23 protein-coding genes are annotated in these 26633 nt (G+C 64.0%); 12 read left to right on the plus strand and 11 right to left on the minus strand.

All coding sequences use genetic code 11. The annotated features are described in order from the left end of the window. Both GJ700_RS16515 and GJ700_RS16520 read left to right on the plus strand, forming a co-directional pair. The coding region (locus GJ700_RS16515) for a methyl-accepting chemotaxis protein (protein WP_229507051.1) at positions 1-862 on the plus strand (862 nt) is incomplete at its 5' end. Positions 863-980: 118 nt separating this feature from the next. Beyond that, the gene (locus tag GJ700_RS16520; RefSeq protein ID WP_154375796.1) at positions 981-2294 is read left to right on the plus strand and encodes a metal-dependent hydrolase family protein; all 1314 of its coding nucleotides are present in this window, start codon (positions 981-983) and stop codon (positions 2292-2294) included. Positions 2295-2403: 109 nt separating this feature from the next. On the opposite strand, the gene GJ700_RS16525 is transcribed toward GJ700_RS16520, so the two are convergent. Further along, positions 2404-2613, minus strand: a complete 210-nt coding sequence (locus tag GJ700_RS16525; RefSeq protein ID WP_154375798.1) for a cold-shock protein — start codon at positions 2611-2613, stop codon at positions 2404-2406. A gap of 309 nt (positions 2614-2922) precedes the next feature. On the opposite strand from GJ700_RS16525, the gene GJ700_RS16530 reads away from it, so the two are divergent. After that, positions 2923-4047: a sensor histidine kinase gene (locus tag GJ700_RS16530; RefSeq protein WP_154375800.1), complete on the plus strand. Its 1125-nt coding sequence runs from the start codon at positions 2923-2925 to the stop codon at positions 4045-4047. A 46-nt stretch (positions 4048-4093) separates the two neighbouring features. Here the strand turns inward: GJ700_RS16530 and GJ700_RS16535 are convergent, their stop codons facing one another. Continuing rightward, positions 4094-5179 (minus strand): TRAP transporter substrate-binding protein, encoded by a 1086-nt coding sequence (locus GJ700_RS16535; RefSeq protein WP_154375802.1) that lies wholly within the window; start codon positions 5177-5179, stop codon positions 4094-4096. A 140-nt stretch (positions 5180-5319) separates the two neighbouring features. On the opposite strand from GJ700_RS16535, the gene GJ700_RS16540 reads away from it, so the two are divergent. Further along, positions 5320-6447 (plus strand): M14 family metallopeptidase, encoded by a 1128-nt coding sequence (locus tag GJ700_RS16540; RefSeq protein WP_154375804.1) that lies wholly within the window; start codon positions 5320-5322, stop codon positions 6445-6447. Positions 6448-6528: 81 nt separating this feature from the next. Continuing rightward, on the plus strand, positions 6529-8781 hold the full coding sequence (locus tag GJ700_RS16545; protein ID WP_154375806.1) for a TonB-dependent receptor plug domain-containing protein: 2253 nt from the start codon (positions 6529-6531) through the stop codon (positions 8779-8781). A 35-nt stretch (positions 8782-8816) separates the two neighbouring features. Here the strand turns inward: GJ700_RS16545 and GJ700_RS16550 are convergent, their stop codons facing one another. Together GJ700_RS16550 and pmbA are read right to left on the minus strand one after the other, a co-directional pair. Further along, positions 8817-9908 carry a TRAP transporter substrate-binding protein gene (locus GJ700_RS16550; RefSeq protein WP_154375808.1) on the minus strand — a complete coding sequence of 364 codons (1092 nt, stop codon included), beginning with the start codon at positions 9906-9908 and terminating at the stop codon, positions 8817-8819. A gap of 119 nt (positions 9909-10027) precedes the next feature. Further along, positions 10028-11380: a metalloprotease PmbA gene (gene pmbA, locus GJ700_RS16555; protein WP_154375810.1), complete on the minus strand. Its 1353-nt coding sequence runs from the start codon at positions 11378-11380 to the stop codon at positions 10028-10030. Between the two features lie 93 nt (positions 11381-11473). Between pmbA and yjgA the strand changes: the two genes are divergently transcribed. The 3 genes from yjgA to GJ700_RS16570 are packed head-to-tail and all read left to right on the plus strand — an operon-like array spanning position 11474 to position 13365. Further along, positions 11474-12076, plus strand: coding sequence for a ribosome biogenesis factor YjgA (gene yjgA / locus GJ700_RS16560; protein WP_154375812.1), 603 nt, complete (start codon positions 11474-11476; stop codon positions 12074-12076). Continuing rightward, positions 12066-12695, plus strand: a complete 630-nt coding sequence (mog, locus tag GJ700_RS16565; protein ID WP_154375814.1) for a molybdopterin adenylyltransferase — start codon at positions 12066-12068, stop codon at positions 12693-12695. The genes yjgA and mog overlap by 11 nt, the downstream gene beginning before the upstream one ends. 1 nt (position 12696) lies before the next feature. Beyond that, complete coding sequence (locus GJ700_RS16570) at positions 12697-13365, plus strand: alpha/beta hydrolase (protein ID WP_154375816.1); 669 nt, start codon at positions 12697-12699, stop codon at positions 13363-13365. A gap of 30 nt (positions 13366-13395) precedes the next feature. Here the strand turns inward: GJ700_RS16570 and GJ700_RS16575 are convergent, their stop codons facing one another. From GJ700_RS16575 to GJ700_RS16590, 4 genes are all read right to left on the minus strand, one after another. Continuing rightward, complete coding sequence (locus tag GJ700_RS16575; RefSeq protein ID WP_154375818.1) at positions 13396-15621, minus strand: xanthine dehydrogenase family protein molybdopterin-binding subunit; 2226 nt, start codon at positions 15619-15621, stop codon at positions 13396-13398. After that, on the minus strand, positions 15618-16610 hold the full coding sequence (locus GJ700_RS16580; protein WP_154375820.1) for an FAD binding domain-containing protein: 993 nt from the start codon (positions 16608-16610) through the stop codon (positions 15618-15620). The genes GJ700_RS16575 and GJ700_RS16580 overlap by 4 nt, the downstream gene beginning before the upstream one ends. A 9-nt stretch (positions 16611-16619) precedes the next feature. Further along, positions 16620-17264: a 2Fe-2S iron-sulfur cluster-binding protein gene (locus GJ700_RS16585; RefSeq protein WP_154375822.1), complete on the minus strand. Its 645-nt coding sequence runs from the start codon at positions 17262-17264 to the stop codon at positions 16620-16622. A gap of 79 nt (positions 17265-17343) precedes the next feature. Then, positions 17344-17922: a carboxymuconolactone decarboxylase family protein gene (locus tag GJ700_RS16590; RefSeq protein WP_154375824.1), complete on the minus strand. Its 579-nt coding sequence runs from the start codon at positions 17920-17922 to the stop codon at positions 17344-17346. Between the two features lie 95 nt (positions 17923-18017). On the opposite strand from GJ700_RS16590, the gene GJ700_RS16595 reads away from it, so the two are divergent. Then, the gene (locus tag GJ700_RS16595; RefSeq protein ID WP_154375826.1) at positions 18018-19385 is read left to right on the plus strand and encodes an aspartate aminotransferase family protein; all 1368 of its coding nucleotides are present in this window, start codon (positions 18018-18020) and stop codon (positions 19383-19385) included. A 109-nt stretch (positions 19386-19494) separates the two neighbouring features. Here GJ700_RS16595 and GJ700_RS16600 read toward each other — a convergent pair whose 3' ends face one another. The 3 genes from GJ700_RS16600 to GJ700_RS16610 form a co-directional block, all read right to left on the minus strand. Further along, positions 19495-20346, minus strand: coding sequence for a fumarylacetoacetate hydrolase family protein (locus tag GJ700_RS16600; RefSeq protein ID WP_154375828.1), 852 nt, complete (start codon positions 20344-20346; stop codon positions 19495-19497). Between the two features lie 9 nt (positions 20347-20355). Then, positions 20356-21600, minus strand: coding sequence for an MFS transporter (locus tag GJ700_RS16605; RefSeq protein WP_371868012.1), 1245 nt, complete (start codon positions 21598-21600; stop codon positions 20356-20358). A gap of 202 nt (positions 21601-21802) precedes the next feature. Next, the gene (locus tag GJ700_RS16610) at positions 21803-23212 is read right to left on the minus strand and encodes a KamA family radical SAM protein (protein ID WP_154375830.1); all 1410 of its coding nucleotides are present in this window, start codon (positions 23210-23212) and stop codon (positions 21803-21805) included. A gap of 233 nt (positions 23213-23445) precedes the next feature. Between GJ700_RS16610 and GJ700_RS16615 the strand changes: the two genes are divergently transcribed. The 3 genes from GJ700_RS16615 to GJ700_RS16625 all read left to right on the plus strand — a co-directional run bounded on the left by GJ700_RS16615 (position 23446) and on the right by GJ700_RS16625 (position 26633). Beyond that, entirely contained in the window at positions 23446-23895 is a 450-nt protein-coding gene (locus GJ700_RS16615; protein WP_154375832.1) for a cache domain-containing protein, read from the plus strand. 7 nt (positions 23896-23902) lie between these two features. Beyond that, on the plus strand, positions 23903-25558 hold the full coding sequence (locus tag GJ700_RS16620; protein WP_154375834.1) for a methyl-accepting chemotaxis protein: 1656 nt from the start codon (positions 23903-23905) through the stop codon (positions 25556-25558). Between the two features lie 106 nt (positions 25559-25664). Beyond that, positions 25665-26633: an IS1595 family transposase gene (locus GJ700_RS16625; RefSeq protein WP_154375836.1), complete on the plus strand. Its 969-nt coding sequence runs from the start codon at positions 25665-25667 to the stop codon at positions 26631-26633.

Raw genomic sequence — 26633 nt, forward strand, 5'->3', positions numbered from 1 at the left:
CGCGGCCGCCATTGCCGGCGCGGCGGCCCAGCTGGCGGCCGGCAACAGCGACCTGGCGGCGCGCACGGCGCAGCAGGCCGGCGCGCTGGAAGAAACCGCCTCCGCACTCAAACAACTGGTTTCGACCGTCGGCGAGACCGCGGCCCAGGTGCGCCATGCCGCCACCCTGGCGCAAGGGGCGGTCGGCGCCGCCGGCGATGGCGGCGCGGTGGTGCGGAGGATGACCGAACGCATGGCCCACATCGACGCGTCGTCGCGCCGCATCGGTGAAATCCTGGGCGTGATCGATAGCCTGGCATTCCAGACCAACTTGCTGGCGCTGAACGCCGCGGTGGAAGCGGCCCGCGCCGGCGAGCATGGTCGCGGTTTTGCCGTGGTGGCGGCCGAAGTGCGGCAACTGGCGCAGCGCTCGTCCGCCGCCGCGCGCGACATCCAGGTCTTGATCGACACGTCGGTGAAAGAAGTCGCGCAAGGCACGCGGCTGGCGGGCGACGCCGTGCACGCGATGGACGGCATCATCGGCGGCATCGGCCGGATGGAAGCCATGCTGGCCGATATCGCGCGCGCAAGCGGCGAACAGGCCGCAGGCCTGGGCCAGGTCAGCGCGGCGGTCAGCCAGATGGATGGATTGACCCAGCAAAACGCCGCGCTGGTGGAACAGGCGGCCGGCGCCATGGCTGCGCTCAGCGACCAGGCCGCCGCGCTGGCGCAGGATGCCGCCGTGTTCCGGCTGGCCGATGACGCCGCGCCACCCGATACCACGATGCTGCCAATACCCGCGCCGCGCCGGCCGCGCGCTGCCGCGCCAGACGCTGCCAACGCAGGCACGCCGCTGCGCGGCGCCACCCGGCTCAGCGCCTGACGACGCCTGCCTCCGGCACGCGCGTTTGCACGGTACAGGTTGTCGATACATTTCGACATTTTTACAGCGTTGCAGCGTGCTAATCTCGGATTTTTCTTGCCCTCTTGAAAGATCCGCCATGACGCCGTTGCCCCGCCTTGCCACCGCCCTGACCACCGCCCTGCTGGCGTCCACTGCCGCGCTGGCGGCGCCCGTCACCCTGGTGCAAGCCGGCAAGCTGCTGGACAAGCCGGGCCAGGCGCCGCGCGGCGCGTCCACCGTGGTGATTGAAAACGGCAAGGTCAGCGCCGTGCTGGATGGCCACGTGGGGACCGACCGATACCCGGGAGCGCAAATCGTGGATTTGCGCGCTAGCTTCGTGCTGCCGGGCCTGATCGACAGCCACGTGCACCTGGTGTCGGACCGCGCCGGCGCGGAAGGGGCGCTGGCCAACGTCAACACCAATGCCGCCGCGTGGGCTTATGAAGCGGAACAGAATGCCCGCAAGACGCTGAACGCCGGCTTCACCACGGTGCGCAACCTGGGCGACGGTCCGGACGGCATCACCCTGGCGCTGCGCGACGCCATCAACAAGGGCTGGGTGCAGGGCCCGCGCATCCTCGATGCGGGCATGCCGATTTCCACCACGTCCGGCCACATGGATGGCCGCCTCGGTTACGCCGACTGGGTACAGCATGGCATCACCGAGGACAACCTGTGCGACAGCGCGGAGAGCTGCCGCCGCGCCGTGCGCAAGCAGATCGGCCGTGGCGTGGACGTGATCAAGATCGCCACCACGGGCGGCGTCAACAGCCGCGTGGGCGCGGGTGTGGCGAAACAAATGTTCGACGATGAAGCGAAGGCGCTGGTCGACACGGCGCACCTGTATGGCAAGAAGGTGGCCGTACACGCGCACGGCGAAGGCGGCATCAACCTGGCGCTGGCGGCCGGCGCCGATTCCATCGAACACGGCACCCTGCTCGACGACGAAGGCATCCGGCTGTTCCTGAAATCCGGCGCCTATTACGTGCCGACGCTATCCACCATCAATGGCTACAAGGAGCGCATCGCCGCCAACCCGAACGCGTATGAACCGGACGTGCGCGCCAAGATCGACTGGCGCATCGGCATCACGGGCAAGGCGCTCAAGGTGGCGCATGCCAAAGGCGTGAAAATCGCATTCGGCACCGATGCGGGCGTATCCAAGCATGGCCGCAATGCCGATGAATTCGAGCTGATGGTGCAGTACGGGATGTCGCCGATGGAAGCCATCAAGGCGGCCACGGTCAACGCGGCGGATTTGCTGGGGGTATCAAGCGTGGCGGGTACGCTGGAGGCGGGCAAGGCGGCCGACCTGATTGCGGTGGCGGCTGATCCGCTGAAGGATGTGACGGAACTGAAACGCGTGAAATTCGTGATGGCGGGCGGCCAGGTGGTGAAAGCGGAGCGCTGACAGGGCTGCAATGAAAAAAGCCCGCAGCAAGGCGGGCTTCGTTTCCACTGGCTGCCGGACGCCCATGCTATCTGCATGGTGCGGCCGCATTCAGCAAAATGCTTAGAGCTTAGATCGGGTTGATCTGGGTGGCCTTGTCACCCTTCGGGCCGGTGCCGCGCACGAAATTCACACGCTGGTTTTCCTGCAGGCTCTTGAAGCCATTGGATTGGATGTCCTGGAAGTGCGCGAACAGGTCGGCGCCACCCGCGTCAGGCGTAATAAAGCCGAAGCCTTTGGAATCGTTGAACCATTTAACGGTGCCGGTCTGGGTAGTCATGTGTGTTTTCCTCAAGTTTTAATGGGGCAAAAAGCCCAGGCACACTTCAAATCAAGAAGCGGATGTAACAGAGGAATCAGACAGGAATTGTCCTTGTACAAGGACCAGACAGGAAGGAGGCCAACAATTATTACGTCTTACCGAAGTGCCCACGCAATATACATGGCTTTGCGCCGATTACCTAACGATTTATTCGCGCGCAAAAAATAAGTTGCGGCCGGGAAGGCAAAGCGCGCCACGAAAAGCCGATCTGATTTACGCTGGTGGTTCCACTCGCGGCATTCTCCACCACCCAGGCATGGCGATCCGATGAATATTGCGAAATTTATCCTGAGTCACATGGAGCCCATCCTGACCGAGTGGGAAGCGTTTGCGGCCACGTTTGGCGCTGCGGCGGAAAAAATGTCCACCCTGGAATTACGTGATCATGCGAAGCAGATTCTCGAATTTGTCGCGCTGGAAATCGAGCAAGCAGAGAGTCCCGCGCAACGGGAAGCAAAATCGCACGGACTCGGTCCCCATTCAGACCTGGCTGACAGCGCATCAACGATTCATGGCAAGCTGCGTTTTGAATCCGGTTTCACCCTTCTTCAGCTGATTGCCGAGTATCGTGCGCTGCGGGCCAGCGTGCTGAAATTGTGGGGAGAAACCAATCGCTCGACAACGCCGGATACGGTGGAACAAATCATGCGGTTTAACGAGGCCATCGATCAATCGATTGCGGATGCCGCGGTGGCCTATTTTGACAAAGTCAATGAAACCCGGGATATCTTCCTGGCGATACTGGGACACGACCTTCGCAGTCCGTTAGCGGCCACATCCACAGCGGGTTCTTACCTGACCAGGAGCGGCGCGTTCGACGAGCGGGTGCAACAGATCGGCGTGAGAATCAAACGCAGTGCAGCCACGATGACGGCCATGGTCAATGATTTGCTGAGCCTGGCGAGAACCCAGTTGGGCGATGGCATTCACATCGAACGGCGCGAATGTGACCTGCTGGAAATGTGTCAATGGGCGATCGAAGACGCCAGCGCCGCCCACCCCCGGGCGAATTTTGACCTGCGCGCGTCGGGAGAGCTGATGGGCTTGTTTGATCAGGCCCGCCTCCAGCAACTCTTGACCAACCTTGCGAATAATGCGGCCCAGTATGGCGCTGCGGGAAAACCCATCATGATAGAAATTGAGGGCCAGGAAACGCGCATATTGCTGACCGTCGCGAATCAGGGCGCCGTCATTCCGGAAGAGCTATTGCCGACGCTGTTCGACTCGCTGGTGCAATTACCGGAAAAAAAAGGCGATTCACGGCCCGCCAGCAGTCTGGGGTTAGGCCTGTTCATCGCAAAGAAAATCGCCGTTGCGCATGGCGGGGAGATCAGCGTGGTTTCAAACGACGTCGCCGGCACAGTTTTTACTGTCGAGATACCTCGACAGTAAATGTTGAAAATCCGGCGATGGCCGGCCGGATTTTCCATCACATGCTTTATTTGCGGCCAATACCGATCAGGAAGTTCTGCATTGACGCTTCCGCCACCGACGCCCACAGGTTCTGCTCGTGGCGGAATTTCTTCCACGGTTCGTAAATCTTCTTGAACTTGGCGTTCTTCGCGGCTTCCTCTTCCATCAATTCAGTCGAGAACTTGTACGCCGTGTCCATGATCTCTTTCGAGAACGTGTGCACCTTGGCGCCGTTCTTTTGCAGGCGGGCCAGTGCTTTCGGGTTGCGGGCGTCGTATTCGGCCTGCATGACCGCGTGGCACTCATAGCTGGCCGCCTCGATCGCCGCCTGGTATTCCTTGGGCAGCTTTTCCCACTCCTTGATGTTCACGTAGAACGACAGTTGCGGCCCCGCTTCCCACCAGCCCGGCGCGTAGTAGTGCGGCGCGACCTTGGCCAGGCCCAGTTTTTCATCGTCGTACGGACCGACCCACTCGGCCGCATCGATCGTGCCCTTTTCCAGCGCCGAATACACGTCGCTGGCGGCAATCTGCTGCGGCACGGCGCCCATGCGCTCCATCACGCGGCCCGCGAAGCCGGCAATGCGGATTTTCAGCCCCTTGATGTCGGCCACGCTCTTGATTTCCTTGCGATACCAGCCGCCCATTTGCGTGCCCGTGTTACCGCCAAAGAAATTGATGATGCCATAGCCTTTGTAGAACTCGCGCAACAGTTCGCGGCCGCCGCCCTGGTCGCACCACGACGTTTGCTGGCGCGACGTCAGGCCGAACGGCACGGCGCAATCGAAGCAGAACGTCGGATCCTTGCCGAAGTAGTAATACGCGGGCGTGTGGCCCATTTCCACCGTGCCGGCCTGCACCGCATCCATCACTTGCAGGCCCGGCACCACTTCGCCGGCGGCGAACTGGCGGATCTGGAAGCGGCCGCCCGTCAATTCCGCCACGCGTTTGACAAAGCGCTCGGCGGAGCCATAGATCGTGTCCAGTGTTTTCGGGAAGCTCGACGCCAGGCGCCATGTGATGGCCGGGCCCTGGGCCAGCGCAGGGGCGGCAACGACGGCCGTGGCGGTGGCGCCCACCGTGGCTTGTTTCAGGAAGGAACGACGCTGCATCAAGGTCTCCTGGTTGGATGGTATTGGTAATGAGAAAGCAGTTTATGTCTGAAATGACAAGCTTGCAATCCCAGCGTCTATATGACGCCGATCAAAGCGGTTATCATATCGGCCACGCTTCTTTTTCAACCAGGATTTCCATGCCTATCAAAATCAGCCACCAATTCGATGCTGGCGCCATCGAGGTTCTGCGCGCGGATGACCCGTCCGCGATCGATCTGAACATCCGCAAGGATTCCGCCGCTGACATCATCCAGTGGTTCTATTTCCGCGTACAGGGCGCCAGGGCGACGCCGCTGACGATGAATTTCAAGAATGCCGGCCAAGCCGCTTACCCGGACGGCTGGAAAGATTACCAGGCCGTGGCCAGCTATGACCGCACCAGCTGGTTCCGCGTACCGACCACCTTCGATGGCCAGGTCATGACCATCGAGCATACGCCGGAATTCGACAGCGTGTACTACGCGTACTTCGAGCCGTATTCGTGGGAACGCCACCTGGCGCTGCTGGACAGCGCGCAATTGTCGCCGCATGTGCGCATGGAAGACCTGGGCTCGACGCTGGATGGCCACGACATGAACTTGCTGGTGGTCGGCGAACCGGCTGAAGGCAAAAAGAAAGTGTGGGTCATCGCGCGCCAGCACCCGGGTGAAACCATGGCCGAATGGTTCGTCGAAGGCATGCTCGATGCGCTGCTGGACGACGCCAACCCGCACGGCCGCCAGTTGCTGAAGGAATCCGTGTTTTACGTGGTGCCGAACATGAACCCGGACGGTTCCGTGCGCGGCAACCTGCGCACCAACGCGGCCGGCGCCAACCTGAACCGCGAATGGATGAACCCGACCATGGAGCGCAGCCCGGAAGTGTTCCTGGTGCTGAACAAGATGAAGCAGACCGGCTGCGACCTGTTCCTCGACATCCACGGCGACGAAGGCTTGCCGTACGTGTTCGTGGCGGGTTCCGAATCGCTGGAAACGTTCGGCGACAAGGAACGCGCGGCGCAGCAGCGCTTCGTCGACGACTTCAAGATCGCCAGCCCGGACTTCCAGGACGTGCACGGCTATGGTGTGACGCCGTTCACGCCGGAAACGCTGACCATGGGTTCGCCGCACATCACGCACGCCTTCGGCTGCCTGTCGCTGACCCTGGAAATGCCGTTCAAGGACAACGCCAACGATCCCGACCCTGCTGTCGGCTGGGATGGCGCCCGCAGCGCCCGCCTTGGTGCGGATATCCTGCAAGCTGTATTACAATCGCTGCGCGCCTGATCATTCGGCGCCCATGATCAAGCCCCGCACGGCGGGGCTTTTTTGTGCCTGCAAATGTGTTAAATCCCAGTCCAGACAACAATGAAACCAACCGTCCGCCCTTGTCCAACTTTGCTGCGCCTGCTCGCGGCCGCGCCCGCCCTGCTGGGCGCCGTCCATGCCCACGCGGCAGAGGACCAGCACAAGAAAATAGAAGAAAAAGTCCAGCAAGTGGAAATCAAGGGCGCGGCCACCGCCTATGACGCGCGCCGCAACGATACCGCCACCAAGATCGTCGTGACGCAGGAAGAAATCCTGAAAAACGGCGATACCACGGTGGGCGAAGTGCTCAAGCGCTTGCCCGGCGTGACCGTCGGCGGCGTGCAGGGGCGCGGCGGCGATATCCGCATGCGCGGCCTGGGGGCCGGCTATACGCAAATCCTGCTCAATGGCGAACCGGCGCCGCCGGGCTTTTCGCTGGACTCGATTTCGCCGGACATGATCGAACGCATCGAAGTGATGCGCGCGGCCACGGCCGAATATTCCACGCAAGCGATTGCGGGCGGCATCAACATCGTGCTGAAACGCGCCGTGCAAACAGCCCAGCGCGAACTGAAGGTCGGCCTGCAGGATGACAACGGCAAGATCGGCACCAACACGAATTTCCAGCTGTCGGACAAGAGCGGCATCATGTCGTATGCCATCGGCGGCAATATCACGTACGCCAAATTCGACCGCCCGTCCGAACTGGTGCAGGAAGAATTCGACCTGTCCGGCAAGCGCACGCAGTTGCGCCACGCGGACCAGACCAACCGTGGCACCTTCAAGGCGCTGGGCCTGTCGCCGCGCGTGAACTTCAACCTGGGCCCGGGCGACATCGTCACGTGGCAAAGCTTCATCAATGCCAACCAGGCCCGCTTCAACACCACGGAGCGCTTCACCCAGGTTGAAGGCAACCGGCTGGCGCAATACGTCGGCACCGATGTCGGCGTGCGCACCGATTTCATCATGGCGCGCAGCGACGTCACGTGGATGCGCAAGCTGAATGCCGGCGCCAAGCTGGAAATCAAGGGCGGCGTCAATTACAACAACCGCGACACGGACGCCCCCAGCCTGCAATACGCGCCCGGCATGAAGCCTGCACTGGACCGTCTCGTCACGTCGTCGCAGACGGAAAAAGGGTTCACCACCACCGGCAAGTATTCGACGCCGCTCATTGAACACCACGCGCTGGCGATGGGCTGGGATATGGGCTTCAGCACGCGCGATGAAGACCGCATCCAGCGTGAAACCGCGCTGCTGCCGCCGCCACCACTGCCGCCGCTGCCGGGCATGCCCCAGCCGCGCCCGCCGGAAAACCTGGACCAGGTCTTCAATGCCGATATCAAGCGCCTGGCCATGTATGCGCAGGACGAGTGGCAAGTCACGGACCGCTGGTCGGTTTACATAGGCTTGCGATGGGAAGGCATCCAGACCACCAGCGAAGGGTCCGATTACGCGGCCGTGGACAGCAAGTCCAGCGTCTTCAGTCCCCTGCTCCAGACCTTGTGGAAACTGCCGGACACCAAGAACGACCAGGTGCGCCTGGGCCTGACCCGCACCTACAAGGCGCCCGGCGTCAACCAGTTGATCCCGCGCCGCTTCGCGTCGAACAATAACTCGGAGACGCAGCCGGACCAGTCGGGCAATCCTCAGCTGAAAGCCGAACTGGCCTGGGGCCTGGACCTGGCGTATGAACACTATCTGCCGGCCGGCGGCCTGCTGACAGCCAGCACGTACCTGCGCCGCATCGACAACAGCATCCGCAACCGTGTCGACCTGATCGACGGCCTGTGGATTTCCCGCCCCGTCAATGCCGGCACGGCCAATACGCACGGCATCGAACTGGAAGCCAAGCTGCCATTGCGTTCGCTGTACCCGGCATCGCCGGCCATTGAAATCCGCGCCAACGTGGCGCGCAACTGGTCCCGCCTCGACACGGTGCCAGGCCCGAACAACCGCCTGGACGGGCAGACGCCGGTCAGCGGCACCGTCGGCTTCGATTACAAGATGGACACCTTGCCGGTGACGACGGGGGCCAGCTTCAGCTTCCAGTCGGGCGGCCCGGTGCGGGTGTCGGACAGGCAGTTCGCGTGGTCGGCGCCGAAGCGCACGCTGGACTGGTATGGCGTGATGAAATTCAGCCCGAAAACGCAATTGCGCGTGTCGGTATCGAACCTGCTGCATCAGACCAACGTCCAGCAGAATTCCTTCCTGAACCGCAATGTGCCCAATGTGCCGGACGGGTTGAAAGCGGACACCACGCTGACGCCAACGACGGCGATTGTGCGGGCTTTGGTGGAAATGAAGTTCTGACGTAAAACGGGCCGGTGTACACCGGCCCGTTTTTCTTATTTGCCGCCGCGGACGGTGGAAATCAGGAAGTTCTGCATCGACGATTCCGCCACCGATGCCCACAGGTTCTGCTCCTTGCGGAACTGTTTCCATGGTTCGTAGATCTTCGCGAATTTCGCATTCTTCGCCGCTTCCTCGTTCATCACATCGGTGGCCGCCTTGTAGCTGGCTTCCAGGATGTCTTTCGGGAAGGCGCGCAGTTTGACGCCTTTCTTTTGCAGGCTGGCCAGCGCGGTTGGATTGCGCGCATCATATTCGGCCTGCATCACCACGTGCGCTTCATACGATGCGACTTCGATCGCCGCCTGGTATTCCTTCGGCAGCTTTTCCCATTCCTTCAAGCCCACGTAGAACGAGAACGACGCGCCGGCTTCCCACCAGCCCGGGTAGTAGTAGTACGGGGCGACCTTGTAGAAGCCGAATTTTTCATCGTCGTACGGGCCGACCCATTCCGCCGCGTCGATGGTGCCTTTTTCCAGCGCGGGATAGATGTCGCCGCCCGCCAGCTGTTGCGGCACCAGGCCCAGGCGCTCCAGCACTTTGCCGGCGAAGCCCCCGATCCGCATCTTGGTCCCTTTCAGGTCCGCCACGGATTTGATCTCCTTGCGGAACCAGCCGCCCATCTGCGTGCCCGAGTTACCACCCAGGAAGTTGATGACGCCGTAGCCCTTGAAGAATTCGCGGGTCAGTTCGCGGCCGCCGCCCTGCTCATACCACGCGGTATGCTGGCGCGACGTCAGGCCGAACGGCACGGCGCAATCGAAGGCGAATGTCGGATCTTTACCGAAGTAATAGTACGACGCGCTGTGGCCGCACTCGACGGTGCCCGCCTGGACGGCGTCCAGCACTTGCAGGCCCGGGACGATTTCGCCGCCGGCGAACACGCGGATGTTGAATTTACCGCCCGTCAGCTGGGAGACGCGCTTGACGAAGGTGTCCGCGGCGCCATAAATGGTGTCCAGCGTTTTCGGGAAACTGGACGCCAGGCGCCAGTTAATGGTGGGAAGCGATTGCGCCAGCGCCGGCGTTACAACAGCGCCTGCGGAGGCGCCTACTGCTGCCTTTTTTATAAAGGAACGGCGTTCCATACTGTGGTCTCCTCGGTGGTGTTATTGCCCGAGACAGTGTATGGAAACAACTATAAGGTTGCAATGAAAATATGATGCCGCCGCGCAGCATATCGCAGGCGGCATATATTGCCTAAATATTAATTTCCAGCCACAACCATTTTTTCAATCAGGATCGAGCCGGTCTGCTTGGTGCCCCGCACCAGCACGTCCGCACCGACAGCCACGATATCCTGGAACATGTCCTTCATGTTGCCGGCAATGGTGATTTCTTCGACCGGGTATTGAATCACGCCGTTTTCCACCCAGTAACCGGATGCGCCGCGCGAATAATCGCCCGTCACGTAGTTGGTGCCCTGCCCCATCAATTCCGTCACCAGCAAGCCCGTGCCCATTTTCTTCAGCATGGCCACGAAATCGTCGTTCTTTTTCGTGCGGCTGGACGTCAGCGACAGGTTGTGCGAACCGCCCGCGTTGCCCGTGGTTTTCATGCCCAGCTTGCGGGCCGAATACGTCGACAGGAAATAGCCTTGCAGCACGCCATCCTTGACCACGTCGCGCGCCGTCGTGCGCACGCCCTCTTCATCAAACGGGGCCGAACCGATGGCGCCGATCACGTGCGGGTCTTCGCTGACCTGGATGTGCGACGGGAAAATCGCCTTGCCCAGCGTATCGAGCAGGAACGTGGATTTACGGTACAGCGCGCCACCGGACGTGGCCTGCACCAGCGCGCCCACCAGCCCGGCAGCCAGCGGTGCTTCAAACAGCACCGGGCAGGTGCGGGTATCGAGTTTGCGGGCGTTCAGGCGCGCCAGTGCGCGTTCCGCCGCATACCGGCCGATGGCTTCCGGCTGCGCGAGTTTTTTCGCGTCGCGCACCGAGCTGTACCAGTCGTCGCGCTGCATTTTCGCGCCCTTGCCGGCAATCGGCGCCACGGAAATCGTGTGGCGCGAATAGGGATAACCGCCGATGAAGCCGCGCGAGTTGGCCGCCACGAAATGCGATTGCTGCACGTGCACGCCGGCGCCTTCGCTGTTCGTCACGCGGGGATCGACGGCAAACGCCGCGCTTTCCGCCCGCTGCGCCAGCACGACGGCTTCTTCCGTGCTGATATCCCACGGGTAAAACAGTTGCAGATCCTGCGGGTTCTTTTCCAGCATGTCGTCGTCGGCCAGGCCGGCGCAATCGTCGTCCGCCGTGAAGCGCGCGATGTTGCAGGCCGCTTCCACCGTGGCGCGCAGCGATGCGGGCGAAAAGTCCGACGTGCTGGCATTGCCCCGTTTCTGGCCGATGAACACCGTCACGCCCAGGCCCTTGTCCTTGTTTTGCTCGATGGTTTCGATCTTGCTCTTGCGCACCGAAACGGACAAACCGCTGCCTTCGCTGATCTCCACCGCCGCATCGGTGCCGCCCTTCTCGCGCGCATATTGCAATACATCGCGTGCAAGCTGTTTCAACTGGTCCTGGCTGTGGGTGAAGAAGGAATCGCTCATGAGGTGGCTTTTTTCAGGGGTAACGTGTAAAGGAGGTATCATAGCAGCCGTTTACTGTTTTTACAGGTCAGGTACGCCTGGCCTTTTGTCATTATGCCAAATGCTAATCGGGGCGCCGTCGGTTTCAATTCTTCCGAATTCGAAGAAAAGTACGAGCGTCCGTCCAAAACCGAAATGAAACGCCTGTCCGATGCGCTGCAAGAACTGGGCACGGAACTGGTCAATGCGCCGCGCGACCGCGTCAAACGCGTGCCGATGCCGGAAGACGTCAAGGAAGTGATCCTGGAAACCCAGAACATCAAGGACCACGAAGGCCGCCGCCGCGCGCTGCAATTCGTCGGCAAGAAGATGCGCTCCCTGGACGACGAGGAAATCGCCGTGATCCGCCGCACCATCGAGGGCTGGAAAGGCGCATCCAAGGCCGATACCGCCGCGCTGCACGCGCTGGAACGCCGCCGCGACAAGCTGCTGGCCGACGATAACGCGCTGACCGTGCTGCTGTCCGAGCACCCGGAACTGGACGTGCAGCACTTGCGCGCGCTGATCCGCAATGCCCGCAAGGAGCAGGCGGAGAGCAAGCCGCCGAAGGCGTACCGCGAAATCTTCCAGATCCTGAAAGACCTGGCGGCGAAAAACGCCAAGGCCGCGGCAGCTGACGAAGACGGCGAAGACGAAGGCGAAGAAGATGACGAGTAATACGCCGGCTGCGGTGGAGCCGGAGCTGGTCATTGGTTTAGTGTCGATTTCCGACCGCGCCAGCGGCGGTGTCTACCAGGATCAGGGCATCCCGGCGCTGCAGGACTGGCTGGCCGCGTGCCTCACCACGCCGTTCCGCATCGAGACCCGCCTGATCCCCGACGAGCGTCCGCAAATCGAAGCGACGCTGGTGGAACTGGTGGACAGCGCGCGCTGTCACCTGGTGCTGACCACGGGCGGCACCGGCCCGTCGCGCCGCGACGTGACGCCGGAAGCCACGCTGGCCATCGGCACCAAGGAAATGCCGGGCTTCGGCGAACAGATGCGCCAGGTCAGCCTGGCGTTCGTGCCGACCGCGATCCTGTCGCGCCAGGTCGCCGTGATCCGCGAAATACCGGACCATGCTGCTTTGATCATCAACCTGCCCGGCCAGCCGAAAGCCATCAAGGAAACCCTTGAAGGCTTGAAGGATGCCGACGGCAAGCAACTGGTCGGCGGCGTGTTTGCCGCCGTGCCGTATTGCGTGGACTTGATCGGCGGCCCGTACATGGAAACCAACCCGGCGGTGTGCAAGGCATTCCGCCCGAAATCCGCTATCCGTAATAAGGACAATGCCTGACATGACGACTGTTCTGGACTCGATTGAAATCAACACGTCGGCCAACCCCGAGCTGGCCGTGATCTGGATGCACGGCCTGGGCGACAGCGGCGAAGGCTGGGCGCCGATCGTCAATGAACTGGACCTGGCGGGTTTGCCGGGCATCCGCTTTGTTTTCCCGCACGCGAACATGATGCCGGTCACCATCAATGGCGGCTACACCATGCGTTCGTGGTACGACATCGTGCACACGGACCTGGGCCGCCAGGAAGACGAAAAAGGCTTGCGCGAGTCGCAGGTACTGGTGGAAGCGCTGATCGCCCGCGAAATCGCGCGCGGCATCCCCGCCAGCCGCATCGTGCTGGGCGGCTTTTCGCAAGGCTGCGCCATGACGTTGCAGACCGGCTTGCGCTATCCTGAAAAACTGGCCGGCCTGATGTGCCTGTCCGGCTACGTGCCGATGGCCGACAAGGTCGCGGCCGAACGCAGCGCCGCCAACCAGGACACGCCGATCTTCATGGTGCACGGCACGATGGACCCGGTGATCCCGATCAGCCGCGCCACCGCATCGCGCGACTTGCTGGCCCAACTGGGCTACAAGATCGAGTGGCACGACTACCCGATGCAGCACTCGGCGTGCGCGGAAGAAGTCCAGCACATCTCCGCCTGGCTGAAGAAAGTGTTCAAGTAAGTATTGAAGTAAGCGGCAGATCTGGCGGCATCAAATCAGCTTGTCTGCCGTAATCGGCAAATCCCGCACCCGCTTGCCCGTCGCGTGATACACGGCATTGGCAATCGCCGCCGCCACGCCGGTAATGCCGATCTCACCGATCCCCCGCGCACCCAGCGCATTGATATGGGGGTCCGCCCCGTCGAGCACCGTCACATCGATCGCACCGATATCCGCGTTGACGGGCACGTGGTAATCCGCCAGGTTGGCGTTGACCGCGCGTCCCACGCGCCAGTCCATTTCCGTCTTTTCCGTCAGCGCCATGCCCAGCCCCCACACGATGCCGCCCATCAGCTGGCTATGGCCCGTCTTGCGGTTCAACAGACGCCCCACGTCGTAGACACCGACGATGCGGGGTACGCGCACGGTGCCCAGGTCGGCATCGACGTGCACTTCCACGAACACGGCGCCAAACGAATGCAGCGACACCTGCTTCTTCTCGTCACCCGGTTTCGCTTCGCTGTCCGCCGTCACCGGTGCGCCGCCGTTGCGGGCAATCAGCGCCGCGGCCGGCTCGCGCCGGTCCGGTTGCGACTTGCGCAGCAGCCAGCCGTTTTCCACCAGCACGTCGTCCGCAGCGGCGCCGTGCACAGGCGACATCGCATCGCCGGTTGCCAGCGCCACCAACTTCGCCCGCACTGCGGTGGCGGCGGCCTGCACTGCCGGGGCGACGCTGGCCGCCGTCATCGACCCGCCCGATACCGGCGCCTGCGGCATGGCCGTGTCGCCCAGTTCGAACGTGACCTTGCCCACCGGCCAGCCCAGCGCATCGGCCGCCACCTGCGTCATGATGGTGTACGTGCCCGTGCCCAGGTCATGCGTCCCGCTGCGCACCAGCACGGTGCCATCGGGACGGATCATGGCCGACGCCTTGGCCGGCATCCGGTTGGCGGGATAGGTGGCGGTCGCCATGCCGTAACCGATCAGCGTGCGCCCTTCCCGCATCGAACCCGGCTGTGCCGTGCGGCGCGCCCAGCCAAAGCGTTCTGCCCCCACGCGGTAGCATTCGCGCAGCGCCTTGGATGACCAGGGCAAATCCTTTTCCGGATCGCGCTCGGCGTCATTGCGCAGGCGCAGCGCCACCGGGTCCATCTGCAATGCGATGGCCAGTTCATCCAGCGCGCACTCCAGCGCAAAACTGCCCGGCGCTTCACCCGGCGCCCGCATGTACGTCGGCACGCCGAGATTCAACGTGGCGAGCCGCTGCGTGGTGCGCAGCGCGGTGCTGGCGTACAGCATGCGGGTGGGCGACGTGCACGGTTCCGTGAAGTCGTCGACAAACGACGTATGCGAAATCGTGTCGTGCATCACCGATTGCAGGCCGCCGTCGCGCTGTGCTCCCAGCCGCAAGCGCTGTTCCGTCATCGGCCGCGCGCCGACCGGGCCATACATGTGCGTGCGCTCCAGCGCCAGCTTGACGGGACGCCCGACCTGCCTGGCTGCCATGGCTGCCAGCACCACGTGCGACCACGTGGAACCCTTGCACCCAAAGCCGCCGCCGACGAACGGGCAAATCACGCGCACCTGTTCCGGGGCAATGCCCAGGCTCCTCGCCACTGCCTTGCGCACGCCGGACACGTTTTGCGTCGCGTCGTGCAGGGTCAGGCTGCCGCCGTCCCAGGCGGCAATGGTGGCGTGCGGCTCCATGGGGTTGTGGTTTTCCATCGGCGTCGTGTAGACCGTATCGATGCGGGTGGCGGCGCGCGCCAGTTCGGCTTCCGCATCGCCCCGGGCCGTGTCGGACGGGCGGTCCGGCTGCGGTTTCGGCGTGCGGGGCGCGCGCTTGGCCGCCTGGAAATCCAGCACGGCTGGTTGCGGCGCATAGCGTACCTTGACGCGGCGCGCGGCATCCTGCGCATGCTCCAGCGTGTCGGCCACCACCACGGCAACCGGCTGGCCGTTGTACTGCACCTCGTCGTTTTGCAGCAGACTGAGTTTCGGATTGGGCGGCTGCTCATCCTTGCCGGGCGGTTTCGGTGCCGGCAGTTTCGGCGCATTCCTGTGCGTCATGACCAACAGCACACCCCGCATGGCGCTCGCTTGCGCCGTATCGATGGCGATGATTTTCCCTTTCGGAATCGTGCTCTGCACCAGCACCGCGTACGCCATGCGGGCCAGCGGGTGTTCCGAGGAAAAGCGCGCCGCGCCCGTGACCTTGGCGACGCCGTCGGTGCGGTCCAGCGGTTGTCCTGTGACCGGTGTAGGTGTCGGTGTCATGCGCCCTCCCTGCTTTCCGCCGCGTTGCGCAAGGCGCGCACCACGGCGCGCTGCGCCAGTTCCAGCTTGAACTGGTTATCCGGATACGCGCTGGCGCCGGCCAGCAGGTTGGCGGCCACCTGGCGGCCGACTTCGTCGGTCAACTGCACGCCCGCCAGCAGCGCTTCCGCTTCCGGCACACGCCACGGCTTGTGCGCCACGCCCCCCAGCGCGATACGGGCGGCGCGTATCGTGCCGCCATCCATTTGCAGCAGCACCGCCACCGAGACCAGCGCGAACGCATAGCTGGCGCGGTCGCGCAGCTTCAGGTAGTGACAACGGTTGAAGCGGGGCGGCGGCAATTCCACACCCGTGATCAACTCGCCGGGCTGCAGTGCCGTCTCGACCTGCGGTGTCTTGCCCGGCAAGCGGTGAAAGTCCGCCATGGGAATACGGCGCTCGCCACCCGCTGCGGCCACCACCACCACCGCTTCCAGCGCGGCCAGCGCCACATTCATATCGGACGGATTGACGGCGATGCACGCGTCGCTGGCGCCCAGGATCGCGTGCATGCGGTGCCAGCCGTCACGCGCGCCACAGCCGGAGCCGGGCATGCGCTTGTTGCAGCGGTCGAACGCCGTGTCCGTGAAATACGGGCAGCGTGTGCGCTGCAGCAAGTTGCCGGCCGTTGTGGCCATGTTGCGCAGCTGGGGCGAAGCGCCGGACAGCAAGGCTTGCGTCAGCAGCGGATACCGCTCGCGCACCAGCGGATGGTTGGCCGCGTCGCTGTTGCGGGCCGTGGCGCCGATACGCAATGCGCCGCCCGGCTGTTCATACACCTGGTCCATGCCGGCATGGGTGACATCGACCAATTTCACGGGATGTTCGACGTCGCCCTTCATCAAGTCGAGCAGATTGGTGCCGCCGGCGATAAAGCGCGCCCCCGGCTGGCTGCCCAGTTGCAGCGCATGCGCGATGTCGCGCGCCCGCTCGTAATAGACCGATTGCATGGCGCCTCCTTACGACTGTTTGAGCGCAACGCTGCGCACTGCCGCGACAATATTGGGATAGGCGCCGCAACGGCACAGGTTGCCGCTCATCCGCTCGCGGATTTCGTCATCGGTCCATGCCTGCATCGCCGTGCGCACGTCGGGCGAGACGGCGCTGGCCTCGCCGGCCCGCACTTCGGCCAGCAGCGCCGTGGCGGAACACAGCTGTCCCGGCGTGCAATAGCCGCACTGGAACGCATCGTGTTCGATGAATGCGGCCTGCAACGGCGACAACTCGCCCTGGTACGCCAATCCTTCGACGGTGACGAGCTCGTCGCCCTCGTGCATGACCGCCAGCGACAGGCAACTGTTGATGCGGCGCCCATTGGCCAGCACCGTGCAGGCGCCGCACTGGCCCCGGTCGCAGCCTTTCTTGGTGCCCATCAGGCCCAGCGACTCGCGCAGCGCATCGAGCAAGGTGACGCGCGGCTCCAGCATCAGGTTGTGTTCTTGCCCGTTGACGGACAGCTTGACGGGAATCGCAGGGGCTTCCGGCCCAGCCGGGGCAGGCCTGGGTGCGGCGGCCACCGGTGCAACCTTGCCAGCCGCGACTGCGGCCAGTGCGGATTGCAGGAAGCCGCGCCGTGTCAGGCATGCTTGCTCATCATTATCCATGGCGCCTCCGAAGAATGCGCCAATCTATCCGGACACACGGCAGTGCGTCGGTACGCTGGCGCACGCAGCGCCGCGCACTTTATCCGGGCGGCAAATCCGGCAATGGCGCCACGGCCGACGGCGGCGCCACCGTCCGCGCGCCATTCATGACCATGGCCAGCAACGTGTAATAACCGTTCACGCCCATCAGGTCGACCACGCCCTGCTCGCCAAACCGCGCCACCGCCGCGCCATACGTCGCATCGGACACGCGCTTGCCGCGCTGCAGTTCGACGCAAAAGTCGTGCACCAACGCCTCATCTTCCGTCATCCCATCCGCCATGCCATCCGGCCTGCGCCCGTGCGCAATCGCATCGATCACGCCGGCGGCAATCCCCTCCTGCGCCGCGATCGGCGCATGGATGGCCCACTCGACCTGCTGGTCCCAGTGCCGCGCCGTGACCAAAATCGCCAGTTCCGACAGGCGCGTACCGATCGCGCTGCGGTAGCGCAGGTACTCGCCCATGCGCTGCGCATGCTCCATCAATTCCGGGCTGCGCAACAGCGGAACGAACGGTCCATACAGCGCGCCGCGCGGGCCGTCGATGATGGCTTGCGCCGCCTGCTGTTGTAGCGGCGTCAGTTGATCGGGGGGAATGGGGCCGAGGCGTTCAGTCATCGGCGCATATTCGCACACGATTGGATAAAAATCAAAAGATGGCAAGATCGCGCGGGCTATCGTCCGAATTTCCTACCAACAATAAGAGGACGCACATGAGCCACATTATCCACCGCAGCCTGCGCCGCACGCCGCCCGTCGCCGTCAGCGGCGAAGGCATCATCCTGCGCGACAGCAAGGGCAACAGCTACCTCGACGCCAGCGGCGGCGCCGCCGTGTCGTCGCTCGGTCATGGCCACCCCGACGTCGTCGACGCCATGCATGCGCAAATCGACCGCCTCGCCTATGCGCACACGGCTTTTTTCACCACCGACGTGGCGGAAGAACTGGCGGCGCGCATCGCCTACGACGCGCCCGGCGACCTCGATCACGTGTACCTGGTGTCCGGCGGTTCGGAAGCCATGGAAACCGCACTGAAGCTGGCCCGCCAGTACGTGGTCGAATGCGGTCAGCCACAGCGCCACCTGTTCATTGCGCGCCGCCAGAGTTACCACGGCAATACGCTGGGCGCGCTGGCCCTCGGCGGCAATGCGTTCCGACGCAAGCCGTATGCGCCGCTGCTGATGGACGTCGCGCGCGTGGCGCCCTGCTATGAATACCGCGACCGCGCCGACGGCCAAAGCGTGGCCGATTACACGGCAAGCCTGATCGCTGAACTGGAAGTGGCGATCGTGGCGGCCGGCCCGGAAAACGTCATCGGCTTTTGCGCGGAACCCGTGGTGGGCGCGACGGGCGGCGCGATTCCGCCCACGCCGGGCTACTTCAAGGGCGTGCGGGCGCTGTGCGACAAGTACGGCATTTTATTCATTGCCGATGAAGTCATGTGCGGCATGGGCCGGACTGGCACCCTGTATGCGGTGGAACAGGAAAACGTGCTGCCCGACCTGGTGGCGCTGGGCAAGGGATTGGGCGCCGGCTACCAGCCGATCGGCGCCGTGGTGGCGCGCGATCCCATCGTGCAGCGGCTGCGCAACGGCAGTGGCGTGTTCCAGCATGGGCACACGTACGTCGGCCACCCGGTGGCGGCGGCCGCCGCGCTGGCCGTGCAGCGCGTGATCCAGCGCGACTGTTTACTGGGGGCGGTGACGGTGCGCGGCGCCTCGCTGCGCCGCCTGTTGCGCGACGCCTTCGGCGCGCATCCGCACGTGGGCGATATCCGGGGACGGGGCTTGCTGTGGGCGCTGGAACTGGTGCGCGACCGGGACACGAAAGAACCGTTCGCACCATCGCTGAAACTGCATGAAGCGGTGCGCACGCAGGCGATGGCGTGCGGGTTGATCGTCTATCCGATGGGCGGCACCATCGATGGCGAACGAGGCGACCATATCCTGCTGGCGCCGCCGTTCGTCGCCACCGAGGCGGACCTGGTGGAAATCGTCGCGCGCCTGCAGGAAGCGCTGGAACGTGCGCTGCTCAGCGCCGGCGTTGCGTCACATGCTTACGCCGGCAAACGTGCGGCGTAACTTCGTAGGGCGGTAATCCGCAGGATTGCCGCCGTGCCGGCGCTGCCGTTGCGTTACATGTCGCTGACACGCATGCATGGCGGTTTCCGCCAACGATAGAACCGCACAATCAATACTGCTGGAACGCGATCACGTCCTGCTGCTGCTCGCCCAGGCCGGCAATCCCCAGACGCATGAAGTCGCCCTTCTTCAGGAAGCGCTTCGGCTTGCGGCCATTGCCCACGCCTGGCGGCGTGCCGGTGGCGATCACGTCGCCCGGTTCCAAGGTCATGAATTGCGACAGATAGCTGATGATTTGCGGCACGGAGAAAATCATGTTGTCCGTGCAGCCGGACTGCATGCGCTTGCCGTTGACTTCCAGGTACAGGTCCAGCTTGTCCGGAAAATACACTTCGTCGCGCGTCACCAGCCACGGGCCGACCGGGCCGAACGTGTCGCAGCCCTTGCCCTTGTCCCACTGCGAACCGCGTTCGAACTGGAATTCGCGTTCCGAGATATCGTTGACCACGCAATAGCCGGCAATGTAGTTGTCCGCATCCTTGACGCTGACGTGGCGCGCCCGGGCGCCGATGATGACGCCCAGCTCCACTTCCCAGTCGGTCTTTTTCGAGCCTTTCGGCAGCATGACGGGATCGTCCGGGCCGGACAGGCAGCTGATCGCTTTCATGAACACGATCGGCTCTTCCGGAATCGGCAATTCCATTTCCGCCGCGTGGTCGTAATAGTTCAGGCCAATGCCGATGAACTTGCCGACTTTCGATACCGGCACGCCGAAACGGGGATTGCCACGCACCAGCGGCAAGTCTTCGTGCGGGATCTTGGCCAGCTTGCGCAACACCTTGTCCGACAGCTGTTCCGGACCGATATCATCGATCACGCCGGACAGGTCGCGCAGTTTGCCCTCATCATCAATCAGGCCGGGTTTTTCTTTGCCGGGACGGCCGTAACGAACCAGTTTCATACAATTCCTTCACTTAAGGGCGTCATTGTAACGGATGCCGCGCATCCGCTCCGCGCAGCGCATCAGCGCGGCGCGGTGGCGCCATCCGAACACCAGCAATCCGGGCAATTGCAGCAACACCAGCACGCCAAACGCGGCCTGGTAGGCAATGGCCGGATAGCGCTGCAGCGCGTCCGGTTGCCACAGTCCGACCACCAGGCCAAAGCCCGCCTGTACGCAAAATGCGGCCAGGAAAATGAACAGGTTCAGGCAAGTCGATGCGCGCCCCGTCAGCGCGGGCGGCATCGCTTGCGCCACGATGGCGTAATCGATGCCCGTGATGGTGCCGGTCAGCGTGAACAGCACGGCCAGTTGCGCATAGCCGGGCCGCCAGTCCAGCACGAAACCCAGTTGCACCGCGACGAACAGCGTGATGCCGCAAGCAGCAAGTGACAACGGCGCGATGCCGCGCCTGGCCGCCCACTCGGTGAGCATGCCGGTGGCGATCGCCCCGAACACCACGGCCGCCATCCCCAGGTACAGCAGCCACGCGATGGCCGCCGGCGCAAACCGGCCCACGTCCTGCAGCCAGCGGGCGATCCACAAGCCCTGCACGCCAAAGAAGACGGCATGGGGCAACAGCATCAGGGCGGCCGTCGAGCGGAACACGGGGTGCGTGCAAATGTCGGCAAACATGCGCCGGTTGAACGGTTTCGGCGGCGTGGCGGGCGGCGTCGGCGTCAGCAGCCAGATCAGCAGCGCGATGACGGCGCAGCCTGCGCCCAGCATGACGAACAGCCAGCGCCAGTCCATGTAATGCAATGCCAGCCGCACGGGCAAGGTGGCGCTGGCCGCGCCCAGCCCGCCCACGGCAATCAGGTAGCCCTGCACGGACGGCAGCTTGGCGGGGGAGATCCAGGTCGACACGGCTTTCACGGCGGCCATGAAGCAGCCCGCCAGCCCGATCCCCATGACAGCGCGCGCCGCCACCAGTTGATTGAATTCCCGGCTGCCGGCAAACACCACCGCGCCCAGCGCCGCCACCCACAGCATGGCAAATTGCACGCGGCGGGGACCGAAGCGGTCCAGCGCCATGCCGACCGGCAGTTGCGCCAGCGCGAACGTGAAGAAGTAGGCGCTGGTCAGCAAGCCCAGTTGCGCCGGCGTCAAGGCCAGCGCCGCCACCAGTTGCGGGGCCAGGATCGCGTTCACATTGCGCAGCAGGCTGGACATGAAGTGCCCCAGCGCGAACGGCAGGAACACGAGGCAAAACATCGACGCGGGAGACAGGGTGCCGGGAATGCGCACGCGGCCGACAAAGGCGGGGACGCCGAATTCCAGCCAGTGCGGTTGCGCAACCTGCGCAGCCGGGTGGCTGCCGGCGGCTGCGGGAGAGGCGCAGGCGCCGGCGATGGGCAAGGCGGGCCCCTGGGCGGCGGCCGTGCCGCCGTGGTGGTGGTCGTCCATGGCGCGTTCCTCATGCGGCGTTGCTCTGCACTACCGTATCGTTGGCGCCGCATGCACCGCCCCCATGCGCCGCTTCCCCGCGCACCGCCGCCAGCGGGATCACCTTGCGCGGCATCGGTTCGTCTTCCTCGAAGAAGAAGCGTTCCTTGCCGAAGGCCGGCACCAGGTCGTCCATCCACGTGGCGTTGGGATCGAACTTCGCGTAGAACGGGCGGCGCACCCAGTCAGGATTGCGCGCCTGCAGGAACTGCAAGGCAAACACTTTTTCACCGCCGATGTTGGCCACGCCGTCGATCACCACCTTGCCGGGGAAGGCGCTCATCGACGGTCCACGCACGGTGCGCGACAGGCCGGAGACCATCTGGTACGCCTGCCGGAATATCTCGTGCGCACGCGCCAGCGGCAGCTGGAAGTAATCGCGCGGCCCCGTGTCCCGCTCTACGAACATGTAATACGGGATCGCCCCCAGGCGCACGCCGGTGGTCCACAACTCGGCCCAGCTGCGCGGGTCTTCATTGATGTGGCGGATCAGTGGTCCCTGCATGCGCAACGTGGCGCCGGTGCCGACAATGCGCTTGACGGCTTGCTGCGCCACGTCCTGCCGCAATTCCACCGCGTGGTTGTAATGGCCCATGATGGCCATGTTCTTGCCGCTGGCGACGACGCGCTCGAACAGCCTTAATAAATCGTCCGCATCGCGGTCGCTGACGAAGCGCTGCGGCCAGTACGACACCGACTTGGTGCCGATGCGGATGTTCTGGATGTGCGCCAGCTCCGGCGCCAGCAACGGTTCGATGAATTCCGCCAGCGAGCGGGTATTCATGATCATGGGATCGCCGCCTGTGATCAGCACATCCGTCACATCCGGATGCGTGCGCAGGTACGACACCAGCTGCGTGGTTTCCCGCGCATCGAACTTCATGTCGTCCATGCCGACGAATTGCGGCCAGCGGAAGCAGAACGTGCAATACGCGTGGCAAGTCTGCCCCGCGCTGGGGAAGAACAGTACGGTTTCCTTGTACTTGTGCTGCAAGCCTTTCAACGGCGCGTCATTCACGCGCGGCACGTTGTGCGTCATCTGCCCGGCCGGATGGGGGTTCATGCGCATGCGGATGCCATGCACCAGTTGCGCGATCGCCGTGTCGTCGCGCGTGTCCGCCAGCACCAGGTCGCGCAACTGCGCGTATTCGTGCGCCGGCAGCATGTCGCGGTGGGGGAATACCAGCCGGTAAATGGGATCGTCCGGGATATTGTCCCAGTCGATTAAACGATCCAGGACATATTCGTTGACCCGGAATGGCAGCACATGCGACACCACTTGCACGGCTTCCTGCAACTCGTGCGGAATCCACGCCCACTGGCGGGCCTGGCGGATGGTTTGGCGGGTGAAGGGTTTGAACTTGGCGGATTCGGTTTGCATGGCAGGTTCTCCTGGTGGGTGGGCCGGATTTCATCGTAGGCGGCGCTTCCCATATCGAATTGCCAAACATCAATATCCACATGGAAATTCTCACAGATTCCCACATTGCTTGACGAAAGCTTGGGGCCGCTGTGCACATTTCCACGCAGCACGCACTGCGCTTGCGGAAGCGCAATTTTTCCTACAAGCACGGGGCGTACATTACCTCTGCGCAATTCACACAGGAGCCCACCATGAACCGCTTGCTGACTGCCACCCTGCTGTCCTTCACTGCCTTGCATGTCTACGCCGCCGAACCCAACGAGAAAGACGCCATCGCCATGGCGGAACGGGGCGCCTCCTACATGAAGGCGCACGGCAAGGATGAAATGATGAAAAAGATTTCAGCCAAGGACCCGGACTTCGTGCAGGGTTCGCTGTACGTCGACATGCGCGACTTGCACACGGGCATTGTGCTGGCGCACCCCATCAACCCCTCCATCGTGGGCAAGGATTTGACGGACGTGCCGGATGCCAGCGGCAAGAAATACCGCCGCGAAATCATCGAACTGGCCGCCGCCAAAGGCAAAGGCTGGGTCGACTACATGTACAAGAATCCCGTCACGGGCAAGATCGAACCGAAAACCACCTACATCCTGCGGGTTGGCGACGTGGTGCTGGAAGCCGGCATCTATAAAAAGTGAGGCTCCCATGCTGAACAGACTGCGTATCGCGCCCAAGCTGCTGCTGGCGCCGGCGCTGGCGGTGCTGCTGCTGATGGCGACAGCCGGTGGCGCGTATTACGGCCTGGTGCGCCAGAACGCCACCATGGAAAACCTGGTGCAGGTGCGCGCCGCGCGCCTGCAGGCGGCAGCCGCCATCACAGGCGAAGCACGCTACGCGCACGCCCACATTTACCAGTTGCTGGCATGGATCAATGGCAGCTTTGCGCAGGCGCGGCTCGACGCCCTGTCCGCGCAAATCCGCGCGCGGCATGCGGCCGTCGAACAGCAACTGGCGCAACTGGCGGGCGTCGCGGAACCGGCCGAACTGGCCATCGTCCAGGCATCGGTGCGGGCGCTGGCATCGTACCGCAAGGCCGTGCAGGACACGATGGAAATCGCGGCGGTCGACCAGTCGATCGCAACCAATTCCATGGCCAAAGCCGAGCACCAGTTCGAAGCGCTGAACGGGGAATTGAGCAAGCTGGCCGCGCTGGAGCAATCCCTGAGCACGCAGGCGCATGGACAGGCGCAGGACGAATTTCACGCGCTGGGCGCCGCCATGGCGGGCATGGTGCTGTTGTCGGCCGCGCTGTCGCTGGTCGTCACCTTGTTCCTGCGGCGCGCCATGCTGCACGGTATCCACGGCATCGCGGACGTGGTGCGCAACCTGGCGGCGGGACGGCTGGTGCAAGGCAGGACCGCCGCCGGACGCGATGAAATCGCGGAAACGGGCCGCCTGCTGGACCAGACCATGGACCAGTTGAACGCCACCGTGCGCGCCATCCTCGATGCCGTCAGCGCGATCGATACCGCATCGCGTGAAATTGCCAGCGGCAATATGGACTTATCGAACCGCACCGAGCGCCAGGCCGCGTCGCTGGAAGAAACCGCCAGCGCCATCCACAGCCTGACGCAGGCCGTGCGCAGCAATGCCGACCATGCGCGCGCCGCGTGCGAACTGGCGGCGCGCGCCAGCAGCCTGGCGGGACGGGGCGGCGAGTCCGTCACACAGGCGGTGGCCAGCATGGAATCGATACGGGCCAGCTCGCGCCGCATCGTGGAAATCATCGGCGTCATCGACGGCATCGCGTTCCAGACCAATATCCTCGCGCTGAACGCGGCCGTGGAAGCGGCGCGCGCCGGCGAGGCGGGACGGGGCTTTGCCGTGGTTGCCGCCGAAGTGCGCACGCTGGCGCAGCGCTCCGCCGCCGCCGCCAAGGAAATCAAGGCCCTGATCGGCGCCTCGGTCGCCACCATCGACAGCGGCAGCGCCTGCGTCAATGCGGCCGGCGCCAGCATGGGCGACATCGTTGATTCGGTCCGCCAGGTGAACAGTGTGATTGAACACATCAGCCAGGCCAGCACCCAGCAGGCCCAGGGCATCGAAGAAGTCAACCACGCGGTCTCCCAGATTGACGATGTGACGCAGCAAAATGCGGCGCTGGTGGAGCAGGCGGCCGCGGCGGCGGCCAGCTTGCAGGAACAGGCCGTGAATTTGACGCGGGCCGTGGGCGTGTTTCAATTGGTGGACGATGAGGCGCCGGCCGTGGCGGACGAGCGTCCGGTCCGCGAGCGGCGCGCGCCGGGCAGCCCGATGCGGGCGCTGGGCGGCGGCGTGCAGCGGCAGGTACGGACGGCGTGAGCGGGCGGCCCGCCCGCCTTATTTGAAGGCGCTGTCTGCAACTTTCGTGGAACTCTGCTTTTCGTTCCCGGTCCAAGCAATATCATCCCGGGACTGGAGGCAGATCATGGAAACGCAGGCATTCGCATCGCTGTTGGCGCAACTGGCGTTACTGACTTCACGGCAATGCGCCCAGTTGCAGGTCCGGCTGGGGCAGGCCGACGCCAGGCAGCACGTGGGCAGGCTGCTGGACCAGGCGGCGCAGGAAAAACTGTACTGTCCGCGTTGCGCCGGCACCCGCTGGTACCGGCACGGCCGCGAAAGCGGCCTGCAGCGCTACCGCTGCCGCACGTGCGGCAAAACCTTCAATACGCTGACCGGCACGCCGCTGGCCAGGCTCCACTATAAGGAACGCTGGCTGGCCTACCTCGAAGGCATGTTGGCGTCGCACTCGCTGCGCCATGCCGCCAGCCGCCTCGGCGTGCACCGCAATACCACGTTCCGCTGGCGCCACCGCTTCCTGGCGCTGCCCCGCACCGACCGCGCACCGCTGCTGCATGGCATTGCCGAGGCCGACGAGATGTTCTTGCTGGAGTCGCAGAAGGGATCACGCCACCTGGACCGGCCGCCGCGCCGCCGGGGCGGGCACGCACGCCGGCGCGGGATTTCACACGAGCAGGTGTGCATCCTGGTGGCGCGCGACCGCAATGGCCGCACGCTCGACTTCGTCACCGGGCGCGGCGCGCTCACCCGCACCGCCCTGCACCAGTGCCTGCAGCCGGCGCTCGATCCCGACATCCTGCTGGTGACCGACGCCAACGCGGCTTACCGCGCCTTTGCCCGCGAGAGCGGGATCACCCATGAAGCGGTCAACCTGCGCGCCGGTGTGCGCACGCGCGGCGCGCTGCATGTCCAAAACGTCAACGCCTACCACAGCCGTTTCCGGGCCTGGCTGCACCGTTTCCACGGCGTCGCCACGCGCTACCTGCCGAATTACCTGGGCTGGCGCTGCATCCTTGATGCACATCGCATCGATACCGCGGAATGTCTGCTCAAAGCGGCAATTGGACACTTTCCACGGTTTGCGGGGACATAG

It is taken from the genome of Pseudoduganella rivuli (genome assembly GCF_009674485.1).
In the GTDB taxonomy this organism is placed as follows: Bacteria; Pseudomonadota; Gammaproteobacteria; order Burkholderiales; family Burkholderiaceae_D; genus Rugamonas; species Rugamonas rivuli_B.